The following is a 14,922-nucleotide window of genomic DNA, read 5'->3' on the forward strand; positions in this document are numbered from 1 at the left end:
GAACACGGAAGTTAAGCTCTCTAGCGCCGATGGTAGTTGGGACCTTGTCCCTGTGAGAGTAGGACGTCGCCAAGCAACTAAAAACACAAGTCATTTGACTTGTGTTTTTTTATTTCCCATGAAATAGATTTGGTTCCATTAATAAAAAATTTGAAATATAGTAAGGGATTTTTTGAGCAGAAATACTTAGAAATTGATAAATAAATGGATAATCTTCAGAACCATAACTTCCAAGTAAGTCATACCACCAATCTGTTTCATATCTAGAAATCATGCTTAAATTATAGAGCAATAAATAATGAATGAGGAGTTCAGGTAATATTGGCTTAGGATTTCTAGGGTCAGTCGTAAGTGGCAAATAATAAGTATTAGTAAGATGTTCATAGTATAAAGGAGTACTGTACATAGGATTCCATGATTGAATGGGCGCTGTAAAAAGTAAATTCGATTCATTAGTCTTCTCAGGTACGTGTTGTATTGATAAATGCTTACAAGATGTTTCAATGTAACGAGAAAATCTCTCTTTAGTCATATGTAATCGATCTAGTAGGTTGACTGAAAAGGAGAGCTCATTTTTAATTGTTGAATCAATTTTATATAAAGTTGATCCTTTTTGACTATAACGAAATAAATTTTGTAATTCTGGAATATTTCCCATTAGTTCTAACATGTTAAATTTTTCTGCTTCTAAGTGTTTCATGTGAAACAGTTGTTCTGCAACATGAGTAAACAATCCGTTTTTTTGTACCTTCACCTCATCTTCTAAAAATTGATACCCTTGTTTTTTTCGTTTGCGAGTTGTAACACCATGAGCTAAAACAGTAGTGGATTCAGGATAGTTAGGGTCAATAGTTAGTAGGCATGCTTTAAACAGTTGGCTAATTCCATAAAATAACAACATTGGTTGAATGGAAAATGGAGCTGTCTTATATAATTCATAATAATTTTTCCCGTGTTCTAAGTAATAAATAAAGGGATAACAATTTTCAAAACTTTTTTTTTCTGCATCCTGAATAGAGGATTTTTCATAACAACGGGCAAGATAACGTTGTACATTTTGAGATGAAAAAAAGAAACTTAACTGCTGCCAAGTACAAGATGTTTGATGCATATATTACGCTCCTTTTATTGTCTAAAAATTCTAACATATATATACGTCCTTGACAGTATTTTAACCAATTGATAAGCTACTAATAATAATTTCTGGTATCATAGGGGGAACAATTATGTGGGAATCTAAATTTGTTAAAGAAGGTTTGACTTTTGATGATGTATTACTTGTACCAGCTAGGTCAGATATATTACCAAGAGAAGTAAGTGTTAAAACAGTTTTATCTGAAAGCTTACAGCTAAACATCCCGTTAATTAGTGCAGGAATGGATACAGTAACAGAAGCTGACATGGCTATTGCAATGGCTCGCCAAGGTGGTTTAGGAATTATTCATAAGAATATGTCTATTGAGCAACAAGCAGAGCAAGTTGATAAAGTAAAGCGCTCTGAAAGCGGCGTTATTTCAGATCCTTTCTTCTTAACTCCAGAACATCAAGTATATGATGCAGAACATCTTATGGGAAAATATCGTATCTCAGGTGTACCGGTTGTAAATAATTTAGATGAGCGAAAGTTAGTTGGTATTATTACAAACCGTGATATGCGCTTCATCCAAGACTACTCAATCAAAATTTCTGACGTAATGACAAAAGAACAATTAATTACAGCTCCAGTTGGTACTACACTGGAAGAAGCTGAAAAGATCCTACAAAAGTATAAAATTGAAAAACTCCCTCTTGTTGATAATAACGGTGTATTACAAGGGCTTATTACAATAAAAGACATTGAAAAAGTAATTGAATTCCCAAACTCTGCTAAGGATAAGCAAGGACGCTTATTAGTTGGAGCAGCAGTTGGTGTAACAGCGGATGCTATGCTTCGCATTGATGCATTAGTAAAAGCTAGTGTAGATGCAATTGTACTTGATACAGCACATGGGCATTCTAAAGGTGTTATTGATAAGGTAAAAGAAGTTCGTGCTAAATACCCATCACTAAATATTATCGCTGGAAATGTTGCTACTGCTGAAGCAACGAAAGCATTAATTGAAGCTGGTGCAAACGTAGTTAAAGTTGGTATTGGACCAGGTTCTATTTGTACAACACGCGTTGTAGCCGGTGTTGGTGTACCACAATTAACTGCAGTTTATGATTGTGCAACAGAAGCTCGCAAACACGGTATTCCAGTTATTGCTGATGGCGGTATTAAGTACTCTGGTGATATGGTGAAAGCATTAGCGGCAGGAGCACATGTTGTTATGCTAGGTAGCATGTTTGCAGGTGTTGCAGAAAGTCCTGGAGAAACTGAAATTTACCAAGGTCGTCAATTTAAAGTGTATCGTGGTATGGGTTCTGTCGGTGCGATGGAAAAAGGAAGTAAAGATCGTTACTTCCAAGAAGGCAATAAAAAACTTGTCCCAGAAGGTATTGAAGGACGAGTGCCATATAAAGGACCTTTAGCAGATACAGTTCACCAATTAGTTGGTGGCTTACGTGCAGGTATGGGATATTGCGGAGCACAGGATTTAGAATTCTTACGCGAAAATGCACAATTCATTCGTATGTCAGGTGCCGGCTTACGTGAAAGTCATCCTCATCACGTACAAATTACAAAAGAGGCTCCAAACTACTCGTTATAATGTCTTATATACAAATAGACAGAGATTTGATATCTCTGTCTATTTTTTTTTGATTATGTTAGAATAACGGTTATGTGAGTACATAGATATTGGGGGTAGCAAAAGTGAAAGGTATGTTTTGCAAAAGATTCATTGCTTTGGTAACAGTGCTTACACTAGCTTGTAGCATCTTTATGCCATATAGCAATGCATCAGCTGAAACAGGAGCCGCTTTAAACATTGAAGCAGGTGCGGCAATTTTAGTAGAAGCGAATTCTGGGAAAATTTTATATCAAAAGAATGCAGATGAATTATTATCCATTGCTAGTATGACAAAGATGATGAGTGAATATTTAGTTCACGAAGCAGTGGATAAAGGAAAACTTAAGTGGGACCAGAAAATTAAGGTTTCTGAATATGCATATAAGGTTTCACAAGATGCTTCATTATCAAATGTTGCATTAGAAAATGGTGGCTCTTATACAGTAAAAGAGTTATACGAGGCAATGGCAATCTTTTCTGCAAACGGTGCAACAATTGCATTAGCAGAAGCAATTGCAGGTAAAGAAGTAGACTTCGTAAAAATGATGAATGATAAATCGAAAGAACTAGGGTTGAAAAATTATAAATTTGTCAATTCTACAGGTTTAACGAATAAAGATTTAAAGGGAATGCATCCTGAAGGAACAACAGCGGATGAAGAAAATAAAATGTCTGCAAAGGATGTTGCAACTTTAGCACAACATTTAATTAAAGATTATCCAAAAGTGTTAGATACAGCAAAAATCCCTAAAAAAGAATTCCGTCCAGAAAAAGAGAAGTTTGGAATGTCGAACTGGAACTGGATGTTAAAGGGCTTAGTTAAAGAATATGATGGTGTAGATGGCTTAAAAACAGGCTCAACTCCAGAAGCAGGAGATTGCTTCACTGGTACGGTTGAAAGAAACGGAATGCGTTTTATTTCTGTAGTTATTAAAACAAGTTCTCATACAGCACGTTTTGATGAAACAAAGAAGCTATATGATTATGGATTTGCTAACTTTGAAGTGAAACAAATGTATAAAAAAGGTTCTTCAGTAAAAGGACAAGAAACAGTACGAGTAGAAAATGCGAAAGATAAAGATGTAGCAGTTCAAACGAAACAAGCTATTTCACTTCCAGTGCCAAAAGGAAGTAAAGATGTTTATAAAACAGAATTAAAAGAATCAAGTAAGGGACAAGAAGCACCTATTAAAAAGGGAGCTGCGCTTGGTCAAATGGTAATTACGCCAAAAGATACAAACGACCCTGGATTTTTAACTGGTAAGTCACTGCAAGTGGATCTTGTAACGACATCTGAAGTAGAAGAAGCAAACTGGTTTACTCGTGCTATGCGCGGAATTGGTTCATTCTTTAGTGGTATGTGGAATAGTGCTGTTGATACAGTAAAAGGTTGGTTTTAAAAGCTCCTCACGATAGGAGCTTTTTTTTATTCCTATTTTTCATACCGACTTTATGAAAAAGTAGTAGACAAGCATCTGATAGTTAGTGGTAGAATGTAAGAGTATTCTTAATTTTCGCCTTTAACGGGGGAAAGCAATTCACCTAGGGGGGTTTTTGTACATGACAAATGTAACAGGGACAGAACGTGTAAAACGTGGAATGGCAGAAATGCAAAAAGGCGGCGTTATTATGGACGTAGTTAACGCTGAACAAGCAAAAATTGCAGAAGAGGCAGGCGCAGTTGCCGTTATGGCATTAGAGCGTGTACCAGCAGATATTCGTGCAGCAGGTGGCGTTTCTCGTATGGCAGACCCAACAATTGTTGAAGAAGTTATGGGTGCGGTGTCAATTCCGGTTATGGCAAAATGCCGTATCGGTCACCTTGTAGAAGCACGTGTATTAGAATCATTAGGGGTAGACTATATCGATGAGAGTGAAGTATTAACTCCTGCTGATGAAGTATACCATTTAAATAAACGTGATTACACAGTTCCATTTGTATGTGGTTGCCGTGATATCGGAGAAGCTGCACGTCGTATTGCAGAAGGTGCATCTATGCTTCGTACAAAAGGTGAACCAGGAACAGGAAACATTGTAGAGGCAGTGCGTCATATGCGCCAAGTCAATGCAGAAATCCGTCAAGTTGCGAGTCTACGTGAAGATGAGTTAATGACATATGCAAAAAATACTGGCGCTCCTTACGAAGTATTACTTGAAATTAAACGTCTTGGTCGCTTACCAGTTGTAAACTTTGCGGCAGGTGGTGTAGCAACACCAGCAGATGCAGCATTAATGATGCAACTTGGTGCTGATGGGGTATTTGTTGGATCTGGTATCTTCAAATCAGAAAACCCAGAGAAATTTGCACGTGCAATCGTTGAAGCAACGACTCATTATGAAGATTACGAACTAATTGCAAGCCTTTCTAAAGGATTAGGTAATGCAATGAAGGGTGTCGAAATTTCAACGTTATTACCAGAACAACGCATGCAAGAGCGTGGATGGTAATTAAAGGAGAACTTTAAAATGGTGAAAATCGGTGTACTAGGTCTTCAAGGTGCAGTTCGTGAGCATGTAAAATCAGTTGAAGCAAGTGGTGCAGAAGCTGTTGTTGTAAAGCGTATAGAGCAACTTGAAGAGATTGATGGTCTTATTTTACCGGGCGGTGAAAGTACAACAATGCGCCGTCTTATTGATAAGTATGCTTTCATGGAACCACTTCGTACATTTGCAAAGTCTGGTAAACCAATGTTTGGTACATGTGCAGGGATGATTCTTCTTGCAAAAACACTTATTGGCTATGAAGAAGCACATATTGGTGCTATGGATATTACAGTTGAGCGCAATGCGTTCGGACGCCAAAAGGATAGTTTTGAGGCTGCGCTTTCAATTGAAGGCGTGGGTGAAGACTTCGTTGGTGTATTTATCCGTGCGCCGTATGTTGTAGAAGTAGCTGATAATGTTGAAGTGCTTTCTAAGCATGGTGACCGAATGGTAGCGGTAAGACAAGATCAATTTTTAGCAGCTTCATTCCATCCGGAATTAACAGATGATCATCGTGTGACAGCATACTTTGTTGAAATGGTAAAAGAAGCGAAAATGAAAAAAGTTGTATAAGTAACTTGCAACTTGTATAAGATTATAGTAAATTGATGGTAACAATTTTATAAAATAAGCGTGTTGATAGGAAATAGTAACAAATGTCGTTTCTTATAGAGAGTCGATGGTTGGTGGAAATCGATAGAAACAGTTTGTGAATCCATCCTGGAATGGAATGTGGAATATCTTTTGGATTAGTAAGCATTCCCGGTGAAGAGCCGTTATTTCTACTTGAGAGGAAAGCGGTAATGCTTTCAACTAGGGTGGCAACGCGGGTTAACTCCCGTCCCTTTATATAGGGACGGGAGTTTTTTGTGTTTTATAAAATAAAAGGAGGAGTATATAATGCTTGATATTAAATTTTTACGTACAAACTTTGAAGAAGTAAAAGCGAAATTACAGCATAGAGGCGAAGATTTAACTGATTTCGGACGTTTTGAAGAACTTGATACGAGAAGAAGAGAACTACTTGTTCAGACAGAAGAATTAAAAAGTAAACGTAACGAAGTATCTCAACAAATTTCTGTATTAAAGCGCGAAAAGAAAGATGCAGAAGCTCTAATTTTAGAAATGCGTGAAGTTGGAGAAAAAGTAAAGGATCTTGATAACGAACTTCGTACAGTTGAAGAAGACTTAGAAAGATTAATGTTATCTATTCCAAATATCCCTCATGAATCTGCTCCAGTTGGTGAAACAGAGGATGATAATGTAGTAGCACGTACTTGGGGAGAAGTGAAAGAATTTACTTATGAGCCAAAACCACATTGGGATCTTGCTACTGATTTAGGAATTTTAGATTTTGAACGCGCTGGGAAAGTAACAGGAAGCCGCTTCGTATTTTACAAAGGTGCTGGTGCAAGATTAGAGCGTGCTTTAATTAGCTTTATGCTTGATCTTCATACTGATGAGCATGGATATGAAGAAGTATTACCTCCATATATGGTAAACCGTGCAAGTATGACAGGAACAGGACAACTTCCAAAGTTTGAAGAAGATGCATTCCGTATTGAAAGTGAAGATTACTTCTTAATTCCAACAGCTGAAGTACCTGTAACGAATATGCATCGTGATGAGATTTTAAATAAAGAGCAATTGCCTATAAGATATGCTGCATTTAGCTCTTGCTTCCGTTCTGAAGCAGGTTCAGCTGGGCGTGATACACGTGGTTTAATTCGCCAGCATCAGTTCAATAAAGTAGAGCTTGTGAAGTTCGTAAAACCAGAAGATTCTTATGAAGAGTTAGAAAAGTTAACAAATGATGCAGAACGCGTGTTACAATTATTAGAGTTGCCATATCGCGTTATGAGCATGTGCACAGGCGATTTAGGATTTACAGCAGCGAAGAAATACGATATTGAAGTATGGATTCCAAGCTATGGCACATATCGTGAAATTTCTTCTTGTAGTAATTTTGAAGCTTTCCAAGCGAGACGTGCAAATATCCGTTTCCGCCGTGAACCAAATGGAAAACCAGAACATGTTCATACATTAAATGGATCTGGTCTTGCAATTGGACGTACGGTTGCAGCTATTTTAGAGAACTACCAACAAGAAGATGGTACAATTATAATTCCAGAAGTTCTTCGCCCTTATATGGGAGGAAAAACAGTTATTAAGTAAATTTAAACATTCATCGGTATGAGTGATTGGTAATTATGAGCGTTGTCAGTACTGTAATGTAGGAAGGGGAAAGTAAAATTTTCCTTTCCTCATAATTTATTTTAGTAGGGTTGACTAACTGTTTTTCTTTTGATATTATATTTGATGTCAATATGGAGGTATACCCAAGTCTGGCTGAAGGGATCGGTCTTGAAAACCGACAGGCGGCGAGAGTCGCGCGGGGGTTCGAATCCCTCTACCTCCTCCAGATATAATTGACAACAGCGCATATAAGTGGAGATTGGAGAACTCGTTACCAACACGTAACGAGTTTTTATTTTAAAACCAATCATAAAGTATGGTGTAAGGTAATTTTGTCCTTATTACACACTCATATTCCGATGATTATCTTCATAGATATGAAAGGAGTCAACATGGATCTTATTATACAAACGTTTCCTTTAGATGGAAAAACTTTATATTATGTACAATGTCCTGTCTGTAAGAACAATAGAATTTTAAACAGTGGTGCAAACGTATCACGCATTATTAGTGATGATACATTCCGTAAACTTTGTGGTTGTACTTGTGATGTAAAACCAGCTACGAGTAAAGTAGAGGCGCCAAAACAAGTTAAAAAAGCAGCTGTAAAGAAAGAAGCAGCTCCAAAACGTACAGGTAAAGTATTAACGGCAGTAATTAACGGGAAAGAAATGACTGTTAAAGAGATTGCTGAAGCATACGATATTAGTACAAGTACTGTTCGTCAGCGCATTAACGCAGGAAAACCTGAGAGTGAAATTATTGCTCCAACAAAGAAGAAGTAATTTAATAGGAAAACCCGTGCATATGCACGGGTTTTTTATTTTACAAGTTTACGTGTTTGTTTTAAAAAATGGCCAATTTTTTTTATGATTGGTTCGATTGAATCACCATCTTTTAAAATATCGTACTCATTAATATTTAAGCGTAATACAGGGCATGAATTAAAGTTGTTAATCCAGTTTTCATAACGTCCATGCATTTCTTTCCAGTACTCAATTGGTGTTTGCTGTTCCATTGGGCGCCCGCGTTCTTGAATACGATCGACAATATCATCGAAAGAACCTTCTAAGTAAATTAATAAGTCTGGATGAGGGAAGTAAGGAGTCATGACCATAGCGTCAAATAAACCTTTGTATGTTTCATAATCAGTTTCTGTCATTGTTCCTTTTTCATGATGCATCTTTGCGAAAATTCCAGTGTCTTCGTAAATGGAACGATCTTGAACAAAACCGCCACCATATTCAAAAATTCTTTTTTGTTCCTTAAATCGTTCTGCTAAAAAGTACACTTGTAGGTGGAAGCTCCAGCGAGTGAAGTCCGCATAGAACTTGTCCAAATATGGATTGGAATCTACTTTTTCAAATGATGTGCGATAACCTAAAGCATTAGCTAATGCAGTTGTCATAGTTGATTTACCCACACCTACTGTTCCGGCGATAGTGATTACTGCGTCATTGGGTATATCATATTTTTGCCTTAAATTCATTATTATTTCGACTCCTTTAAGAGAGTATTTTGAAGGGCAGATAGGATAACGTTTAAATCATCAGGATTTTTTACAAAATCCATATCGTCGCCATTAAATTTCAATACTGGTATTTCCGGATGATCTTTTTTAAAAGCATCCATTGCTGTTTCATAATCTTTTGTGAGCTGTAGTAAGTAATTTGGATCCATGTTTTTTTCAAATTCTCTTCCGCGCATGGCGATTCGTTTTTGCAATGTTTCTAGGCTAGCTGTTAAATAAACAATGACATTTGGCACAGGCATATCTTGTGTAAGGATACGATAAATTTGCATGTATTTGTCATATTGAGAGTCTTTTAATGTGCGGGATGCAAAAATTAAATTTTTAAAGATATGGTAATCCGCTACTACTGGTTTCCTTTGATTCAAGTACTTTATGTTAATGTCTTCTAATTGTTTGTATCTATTACAAAGAAAGAACATCTCTGTTTGAAAACTCCATTCGTCGATGTCTTCATAGAACTTTCCTAAAAAGGGATTTTCATCAACAATCTCTTTTAGTAAGTGGAGTTGCATGTGAGTTGAAATTTCCTTCGCAAGTGAAGTTTTTCCAACACCAATTGGTCCTTCAACCGTGATAAATGGTACTCCGGTCACGCTGTTTCCTCCTTTCAATCAGTGATTTACCGTGACTACTAAAAACACAAAACAGAATTATTGTAGCACAAGAGGGAAGCGAGCGGGTTAATTTGATATAAAAAGTTAGAAAATAGATATATGTATTAATTAAATTTTATTTTGGTTGATGATGTTATATTTGCTTTCAATGTAGTTTCCATTATTTTTAAAGCATGTATATTATCTTGGTCGTTGTTAGAGGCGATACAATCCTGTGGTACATACAATTTATAATTTCTCATATGAGCATCATTAGCTGTGAATAGGATACATATATTTCCGGCAACCCCTGTTAATATTAGATTTTCTATTTTTAAATAACCTAGTAATGAATTTAAAGGTGTTTCATAAAAAGCGGAATAATGTGGTTTAATAAAAATGTACTCATCAAAACTTGGAGCAATCTTATGGATTATTTTTTCGCTATATTCATTTGTGCAATGAGTAATAAGTTGGTCGATATCAGATCTCCAAAGTTGATAATGGTCATTAACGTAAATTATAGGATAGCCGAAGGATTTCATTTTTTTCTTTAATTGTAAAATAGGGTTTGTTATAGTTTCGCATTTTTTAGCTAGAATGGGTCCGTGGGAAAATTGAAAGTCATTAATCATATCGATAATGAGCAAGGCGGTATTTTTCATATGTAATCCCCTCTCTTTTTTCTTTTAGGGTGGATTGAATTTGTAAAAGTTATCCCCTGTGTAGTAAATGGAAATAAGTGTACTTTATTTGTAATGAAAGGACTATGTTATGGAACAAGATCAAGATATTTATTTTATGCAATTAGCGATAGAAGAAGCTAAAAAGGCAGAGGAAATACAGGAAGTACCAATTGGAGCAGTTATAGTGTTAGATGGTGAGGTAATTAGTGTTGCCCATAATTTAAGGGAAACTGAGCAAAGATCAATAGCTCATGCTGAGTTGCTAGCGATAGATGATGCATGTAAAAAATTAGGGACATGGCGTTTAGAAGATGCAACATTGTATGTAACATTAGAACCTTGTCCAATGTGTGCGGGTGGAATTGTTTTATCACGAGTGAAGCGAGTTGTATATGGTGCAAGTGATCCGAAGGGCGGATGTGCAGGGACATTGATGAATCTTTTAACGGATGAACGCTTCAATCATCAATGTGAAGTAGTATCTGGTGTACTAGAGGAAGAATGCGGTACGTTGTTAACAAACTTTTTTAGAGAGCTTCGTAAAAAAAGAAAAGCAATAAAAAAATTAGAGAAGAATACTGGGAACTAACGTATTTGCATTTTCTAAAGAAACAAGTTATACTGATAATGCCTTTAATGAAGGCAACCGAATATTGGTTTTAACTTTGCCGTGCTAAGCGGGGAGGTAGCGGTGCCCTATACTCGCAATCCGCTCTAGCGAGGCCGAATCCCCTCTCGAGGTTATGTTGCTGTAAGGTCTGCCTTAAGTAAGTGGTGTTGACGTTTGGGTCCTGCGCAACGGGACCCCGTGAACCTTGTCAGGTCCGGAAGGAAGCAGCAATAAGCGGGTCTTCTCGTGTGCCGCAGGAGTGCCTGAACCGAGCTAACTGCTTGAGTAACGCTTATGGTACGTAATCGACGGAGGGTGCACGGCAGTTATATATGTATACAAAACTCACCTTAATACAAAGGTGAGTTTTTTGTATAGAAAATAACTTTTGGAATCTATAAACAGAATGGGTTATAATAAATGAGATAATAACCTTTGAGGGAGGCCGTATTTTCGTGTCATACCAAGCGTTATACCGAACATGGAGACCGCAAAAGTTCGAAGATGTAGTCGGTCAAAAGCACGTGACAAAAACGTTGCAAAATGCCCTTCTTCAAGAGAAAGTTTCACATGCTTATTTATTTTCTGGCCCGAGGGGAACAGGAAAAACGACAATTGCAAAAGTATTTGCAAAAGCAATTAACTGTGAACATGCTCCGGTAGCTGAACCTTGTAATGAATGTCCTTCTTGTTTAGGAATCACACAAGGATCCATTTCAGATGTATTAGAAATTGATGCGGCTTCAAATAACGGTGTAGATGAAATTCGAGATATTAGAGATAAAGTAAAATACGCTCCAAGTGCTGTAGAATATAAAGTATACATTATTGATGAAGTTCACATGCTTTCTATGGGTGCATTCAATGCGCTTTTAAAAACCTTAGAAGAGCCGCCAGGACATGTTATCTTTATTTTGGCGACAACAGAACCTCATAAGATCCCACCTACAATCATTTCACGTTGTCAGCGCTTTGAATTCCGAAAAATATCAGTGAATGATATTGTTGAGAGATTATCAACGGTCGTGACAAATGAAGGTACGCAAGTGGAAGGTGAAGCATTACAAATTGTTGCGCGTGCTGCCGAAGGTGGTATGCGTGACGCGCTTAGTCTTATTGATCAGGCTATATCTTATAGTGATGAGATTGTTACGACAGAAGATGTATTGGCCGTAACAGGATCTGTTTCTCAGCAATACTTAGGCAATTTAGTAGAGTGCATACGTGAAAATGATGTATCAAGAGCATTGCAAATCATAGATGAAATGATGAGTAAAGGGAAGGATCCAGTTCGTTTTATGGAGGATTTCATTTACTATTATCGTGATATGCTTTTATATCAAACTTCACCACAACTAGAACATATGTTGGAACGAGTAATTGTAGATGATCAATTCCGTAAGTTGAGTGAAGAAATGCAACCGGAAGTGATCTATGAGATTATTCATACCCTTAGTAAGGGACAACAGGAAATGAAGTGGACAAATCATCCGCGTATTTTCTTAGAAGTTGTTATGGTGCAATTGTGTCAACAGTTTATGATGCAAGCAAATGGTACAGATCGTTTGCAAGCAATTATGAACAGGATGCAGCAACTGGAGAAAGAGTTAGAGCAAGTCAAAAAGAACGGTGTGCCAGCTGGTGTACAACAGGAAGTAAGAGAGACACGTGCAACACCAAAACCGGTACGAACAGGAAGTATGAAAATTCCTGTCGGACGTGTAAATGAAGTATTAAAACAAGCGAAGCGTCAAGATTTAGAACAATTAAAAGCTGTATGGGGTGAGTTGTTAGGAAGACTCAAATCATATAACAAAGTAGCGTTTGCCGTTTTACTTGAAAATAGTGAACCAGTGGCAGCTTCAGATGACACTTACGTTTTAGCATTTCAATATGAGATTCACTGTAAGATGGCGAGCGAAAATCGAGAAGCTATGGATACAGTAGAACAAGCTTTATTTGAATTGCTAAGTAAAAGGTTAAATATGATTGCCATTCCAAAAAGTGAATGGGGTAAAATCCGTGAAGACTTTTTACAACGTGAAGGTGGAGAGTCTGAAGAAAGCCCGGAGAAAAAGGAAGACCCTCTTATAGAAGAGGCAGTGAAGTTAGTAGGGCAAGAACTCATTGAAATAAAAGAGTAATAATAATTAGGAGGAATTAATTATGATGCGTGGCGGAATGGGAAATATGAATAACATGATGAAACAAATGCAAAAGATGCAAAAGGACATGGCGAAAGCACAAGAAGAGCTTGGTGAAAAAACAGTTGAAGGTACAGCTGGCGGCGGAATGATTACAGTTATTGCAAATGGTCACAAGCAAATTCTTGAAGTGAAGATTAAAGAGGAAGTTGTAGATCCAGAAGATATCGAAATGTTACAAGACTTAGTATTAGCTGCAACAAATGATGCACTTAAAAAGGCTGATGAGCTTTCAAACTCTACAATGGGTAAATTTACAAAAGGCTTAAACTTACCAGGTGGAATGTTCTAGGAGGATATTGATACATGCATTATCCAGAACCAATATCAAAACTAATCGATAGTTTTATGAAGTTGCCAGGTATCGGACCGAAAACAGCGGTTCGATTGGCATTTTTCGTATTAGATATGAAAGAAGATGATGTGTTAGGTTTCGCGAAAGCACTTGTAAATGCGAAGCGAGATTTAGCGTACTGTTCTGTATGCGGACATATTACTGATCGTGATCCTTGTTATATTTGTAATGATTCACATCGAGATCAATCAGTTGTTTGTGTCGTGCAAGAACCGAAAGATGTAATCGCGATGGAAAAAATGAAAGAGTATCAAGGTGTATATCATGTGTTACGTGGTGCGATTTCTCCTATGGAGGGAATTGGACCGGAAGACATTAATATCCCGCAACTCTTAAAGCGACTACATGATGAAACGGTACAAGAAGTGATATTAGCAACAAACCCTAATATTGAAGGGGAAGCTACAGCGATGTATATCTCCCGCCTCTTAAAACCTACAGGCATTAAAGTAACTCGTATTGCACATGGTCTGCCAGTTGGTGGAGATTTAGAATATGCAGATGAAGTGACATTATCCAAAGCGTTAGAAGGGCGCAGAGAAGTATAAGAGGAGAAACAAAAATGTTCTTTCAAAAAAAGGGTAAATTGCGTAAAGAGTATGACGATAAGTTAATTGTACTTTTGGAAAAAGTGAAGAATGAGTGGTTACGTCAGAAGAGAATGGTCGAACAAAGTGTAGAACCGTCTCAAGATGTCATTTGTTCTTTGAAAATAGCAGAGGCGAAATATTTCTTTTTGTTGAAAGAAGCAAAGCGTCGTCCTGTAAAAATGGAACAATGGTAAAAGGTTCTGCTTTCTAAGCAGGCCTTTTTATTTTGTTTTTTTAATGCTGAGGTATTGTTTTATTTAGTTTATATGAAAGAGATGCCGCTTATGATACCTGTTCTTTTTTATTGTCTTGTCCCATACAAATAGATGTATAGGTCATTCATAAGGAGGAAAAAATGAATTCTACAATTATTATTGTTGGCATTCTTACTTTAGTATTTATTTTTCTTGTTTTTGGTGTCGTCTCTAAGCCATTACGTTTTATAGGTAAGGTGATTTTTCATGTTACTTTAGGAATAGCATTGCTTTTTATCGTAAATGTTGTAGGGACATATTTTGATTTTCATATCCCAATTAACATGGGTACAGCAGCAATAACGAGTTTATTAGGCCTACCAGGTGTGGCAGCATTAGTGATTATTAAGCTTTATATCATGCCAAGATAAAATTATTTTGGCATTTTTTTTAAAAGTGTTGACTATTAAATGATTAATATGGTAAATTAATAAGCGTCGTCAGGAACGAAAGAAAAAAGTTGTTGACAGATTTAACGCGAAATGTTAAATTATAAAAGTCGCTGAAACGCGATATTGAACTTTGAAAACTAAACGAAACAAACAACGTGAAACGTCAATTTTTATTTTAGATGCTAGACAAACTAACTTTATCGGAGAGTTTGATCCTGGCTCAGGATGAACGCTGGCGGCGTGCCTAATACATGCAAGTCGAGCGAATGGATTAAGAGCTTGCTCTTATGAAGTTAGCGGCGGACGGGTGAGT

Annotated in this window: 16 protein-coding genes, 1 tRNA gene, 1 rRNA gene, 1 other RNA gene and 1 other annotated feature; of the genes, 15 read left to right on the forward strand and 4 right to left on the reverse strand. The window is 36.9% G+C overall.

The features are described from left to right. Positions 1-109: 109 nt before the first annotated feature. The gene (locus tag ACTFRU_RS29135) at positions 110-1,111 is read right to left on the reverse strand and encodes a YaaC family protein (RefSeq protein WP_000554287.1); all 1,002 of its coding nucleotides are present in this window, start codon (positions 1,109-1,111) and stop codon (positions 110-112) included. Between the two features lie 115 nt (positions 1,112-1,226). On the opposite strand from ACTFRU_RS29135, the gene guaB reads away from it, so the two are divergent. The 7 genes from guaB (at position 1,227) to ACTFRU_RS29170 (ending at position 8,176) form a co-directional block, all read left to right on the forward strand. Further along, positions 1,227-2,690, forward strand: coding sequence for an IMP dehydrogenase (gene guaB, locus ACTFRU_RS29140; protein ID WP_000264088.1), 1,464 nt, complete (start codon positions 1,227-1,229; stop codon positions 2,688-2,690). A gap of 113 nt (positions 2,691-2,803) precedes the next feature. After that, the gene (gene dacA, locus ACTFRU_RS29145; RefSeq protein ID WP_124749816.1) at positions 2,804-4,111 is read left to right on the forward strand and encodes a D-alanyl-D-alanine carboxypeptidase DacA; all 1,308 of its coding nucleotides are present in this window, start codon (positions 2,804-2,806) and stop codon (positions 4,109-4,111) included. A gap of 160 nt (positions 4,112-4,271) precedes the next feature. Next, positions 4,272-5,159 (forward strand): pyridoxal 5'-phosphate synthase lyase subunit PdxS, encoded by an 888-nt coding sequence (gene pdxS, locus ACTFRU_RS29150; protein WP_000186165.1) that lies wholly within the window; start codon positions 4,272-4,274, stop codon positions 5,157-5,159. 18 nt (positions 5,160-5,177) lie between these two features. Next, a complete protein-coding gene (pdxT, locus tag ACTFRU_RS29155; protein ID WP_000238785.1) occupies positions 5,178-5,768 on the forward strand; it encodes a pyridoxal 5'-phosphate synthase glutaminase subunit PdxT in 591 nt (196 codons plus the stop codon). Between the two features lie 54 nt (positions 5,769-5,822). Next, positions 5,823-6,044, forward strand: a binding site (T-box leader). Between the two features lie 51 nt (positions 6,045-6,095). Further along, complete coding sequence (serS, locus tag ACTFRU_RS29160) at positions 6,096-7,370, forward strand: serine--tRNA ligase (protein WP_000884187.1); 1,275 nt, start codon at positions 6,096-6,098, stop codon at positions 7,368-7,370. A gap of 154 nt (positions 7,371-7,524) precedes the next feature. Beyond that, positions 7,525-7,617: transfer RNA gene (locus tag ACTFRU_RS29165), tRNA-Ser, on the forward strand. Positions 7,618-7,783: 166 nt separating this feature from the next. Continuing rightward, positions 7,784-8,176, forward strand: a complete 393-nt coding sequence (locus ACTFRU_RS29170; protein ID WP_000364193.1) for a DUF3797 domain-containing protein — start codon at positions 7,784-7,786, stop codon at positions 8,174-8,176. A gap of 35 nt (positions 8,177-8,211) precedes the next feature. Here the strand turns inward: ACTFRU_RS29170 and ACTFRU_RS29175 are convergent, their stop codons facing one another. The 3 genes from ACTFRU_RS29175 to ACTFRU_RS29185 all read right to left on the reverse strand — a co-directional run bounded on the left by ACTFRU_RS29175 (position 8,212) and on the right by ACTFRU_RS29185 (position 10,183). Next, on the reverse strand, positions 8,212-8,880 hold the full coding sequence (locus ACTFRU_RS29175; RefSeq protein ID WP_001053585.1) for a deoxynucleoside kinase: 669 nt from the start codon (positions 8,878-8,880) through the stop codon (positions 8,212-8,214). A 2-nt stretch (positions 8,881-8,882) separates the two neighbouring features. After that, a complete protein-coding gene (locus ACTFRU_RS29180) occupies positions 8,883-9,518 on the reverse strand; it encodes a deoxynucleoside kinase (protein WP_000148218.1) in 636 nt (211 codons plus the stop codon). Positions 9,519-9,643: 125 nt separating this feature from the next. Then, positions 9,644-10,183 carry an isochorismatase family cysteine hydrolase gene (locus tag ACTFRU_RS29185; RefSeq protein ID WP_088363839.1) on the reverse strand — a complete coding sequence of 180 codons (540 nt, stop codon included), beginning with the start codon at positions 10,181-10,183 and terminating at the stop codon, positions 9,644-9,646. Between the two features lie 109 nt (positions 10,184-10,292). Here ACTFRU_RS29185 and tadA point away from each other — a divergent pair, with 109 nt between their 5' ends. From tadA to ACTFRU_RS29225, 8 genes are all read left to right on the forward strand, one after another. Further along, positions 10,293-10,793 carry a tRNA adenosine(34) deaminase TadA gene (gene tadA, locus ACTFRU_RS29190; protein WP_000434329.1) on the forward strand — a complete coding sequence of 167 codons (501 nt, stop codon included), beginning with the start codon at positions 10,293-10,295 and terminating at the stop codon, positions 10,791-10,793. 79 nt (positions 10,794-10,872) lie between these two features. After that, an RNA gene (gene ffs, locus ACTFRU_RS29195) (signal recognition particle sRNA large type) lies at positions 10,873-11,137 on the forward strand. 132 nt (positions 11,138-11,269) lie between these two features. After that, on the forward strand, positions 11,270-12,958 hold the full coding sequence (dnaX, locus tag ACTFRU_RS29200) for a DNA polymerase III subunit gamma/tau (protein ID WP_000121587.1): 1,689 nt from the start codon (positions 11,270-11,272) through the stop codon (positions 12,956-12,958). A 25-nt stretch (positions 12,959-12,983) separates the two neighbouring features. Then, the gene (locus ACTFRU_RS29205; protein WP_014894853.1) at positions 12,984-13,310 is read left to right on the forward strand and encodes a YbaB/EbfC family nucleoid-associated protein; all 327 of its coding nucleotides are present in this window, start codon (positions 12,984-12,986) and stop codon (positions 13,308-13,310) included. A gap of 14 nt (positions 13,311-13,324) precedes the next feature. Next, entirely contained in the window at positions 13,325-13,921 is a 597-nt protein-coding gene (gene recR / locus ACTFRU_RS29210) for a recombination protein RecR (RefSeq protein ID WP_000559169.1), read from the forward strand. 14 nt (positions 13,922-13,935) lie between these two features. Beyond that, a complete protein-coding gene (locus tag ACTFRU_RS29215) occupies positions 13,936-14,157 on the forward strand; it encodes a YaaL family protein (RefSeq protein ID WP_000466019.1) in 222 nt (73 codons plus the stop codon). Between the two features lie 161 nt (positions 14,158-14,318). Further along, complete coding sequence (locus ACTFRU_RS29220) at positions 14,319-14,588, forward strand: pro-sigmaK processing inhibitor BofA family protein (RefSeq protein WP_001089276.1); 270 nt, start codon at positions 14,319-14,321, stop codon at positions 14,586-14,588. 218 nt (positions 14,589-14,806) lie between these two features. After that, positions 14,807-14,922: ribosomal RNA gene (locus ACTFRU_RS29225) — 16S ribosomal RNA — on the forward strand; the annotation flags it as partial.

Origin of the sequence: Bacillus cereus group sp. MYBK220-1, assembly GCF_051916445.1 — a bacterium.
In the GTDB taxonomy this organism is placed as follows: domain Bacteria; phylum Bacillota; class Bacilli; order Bacillales; family Bacillaceae_G; genus Bacillus_A; species Bacillus_A cereus.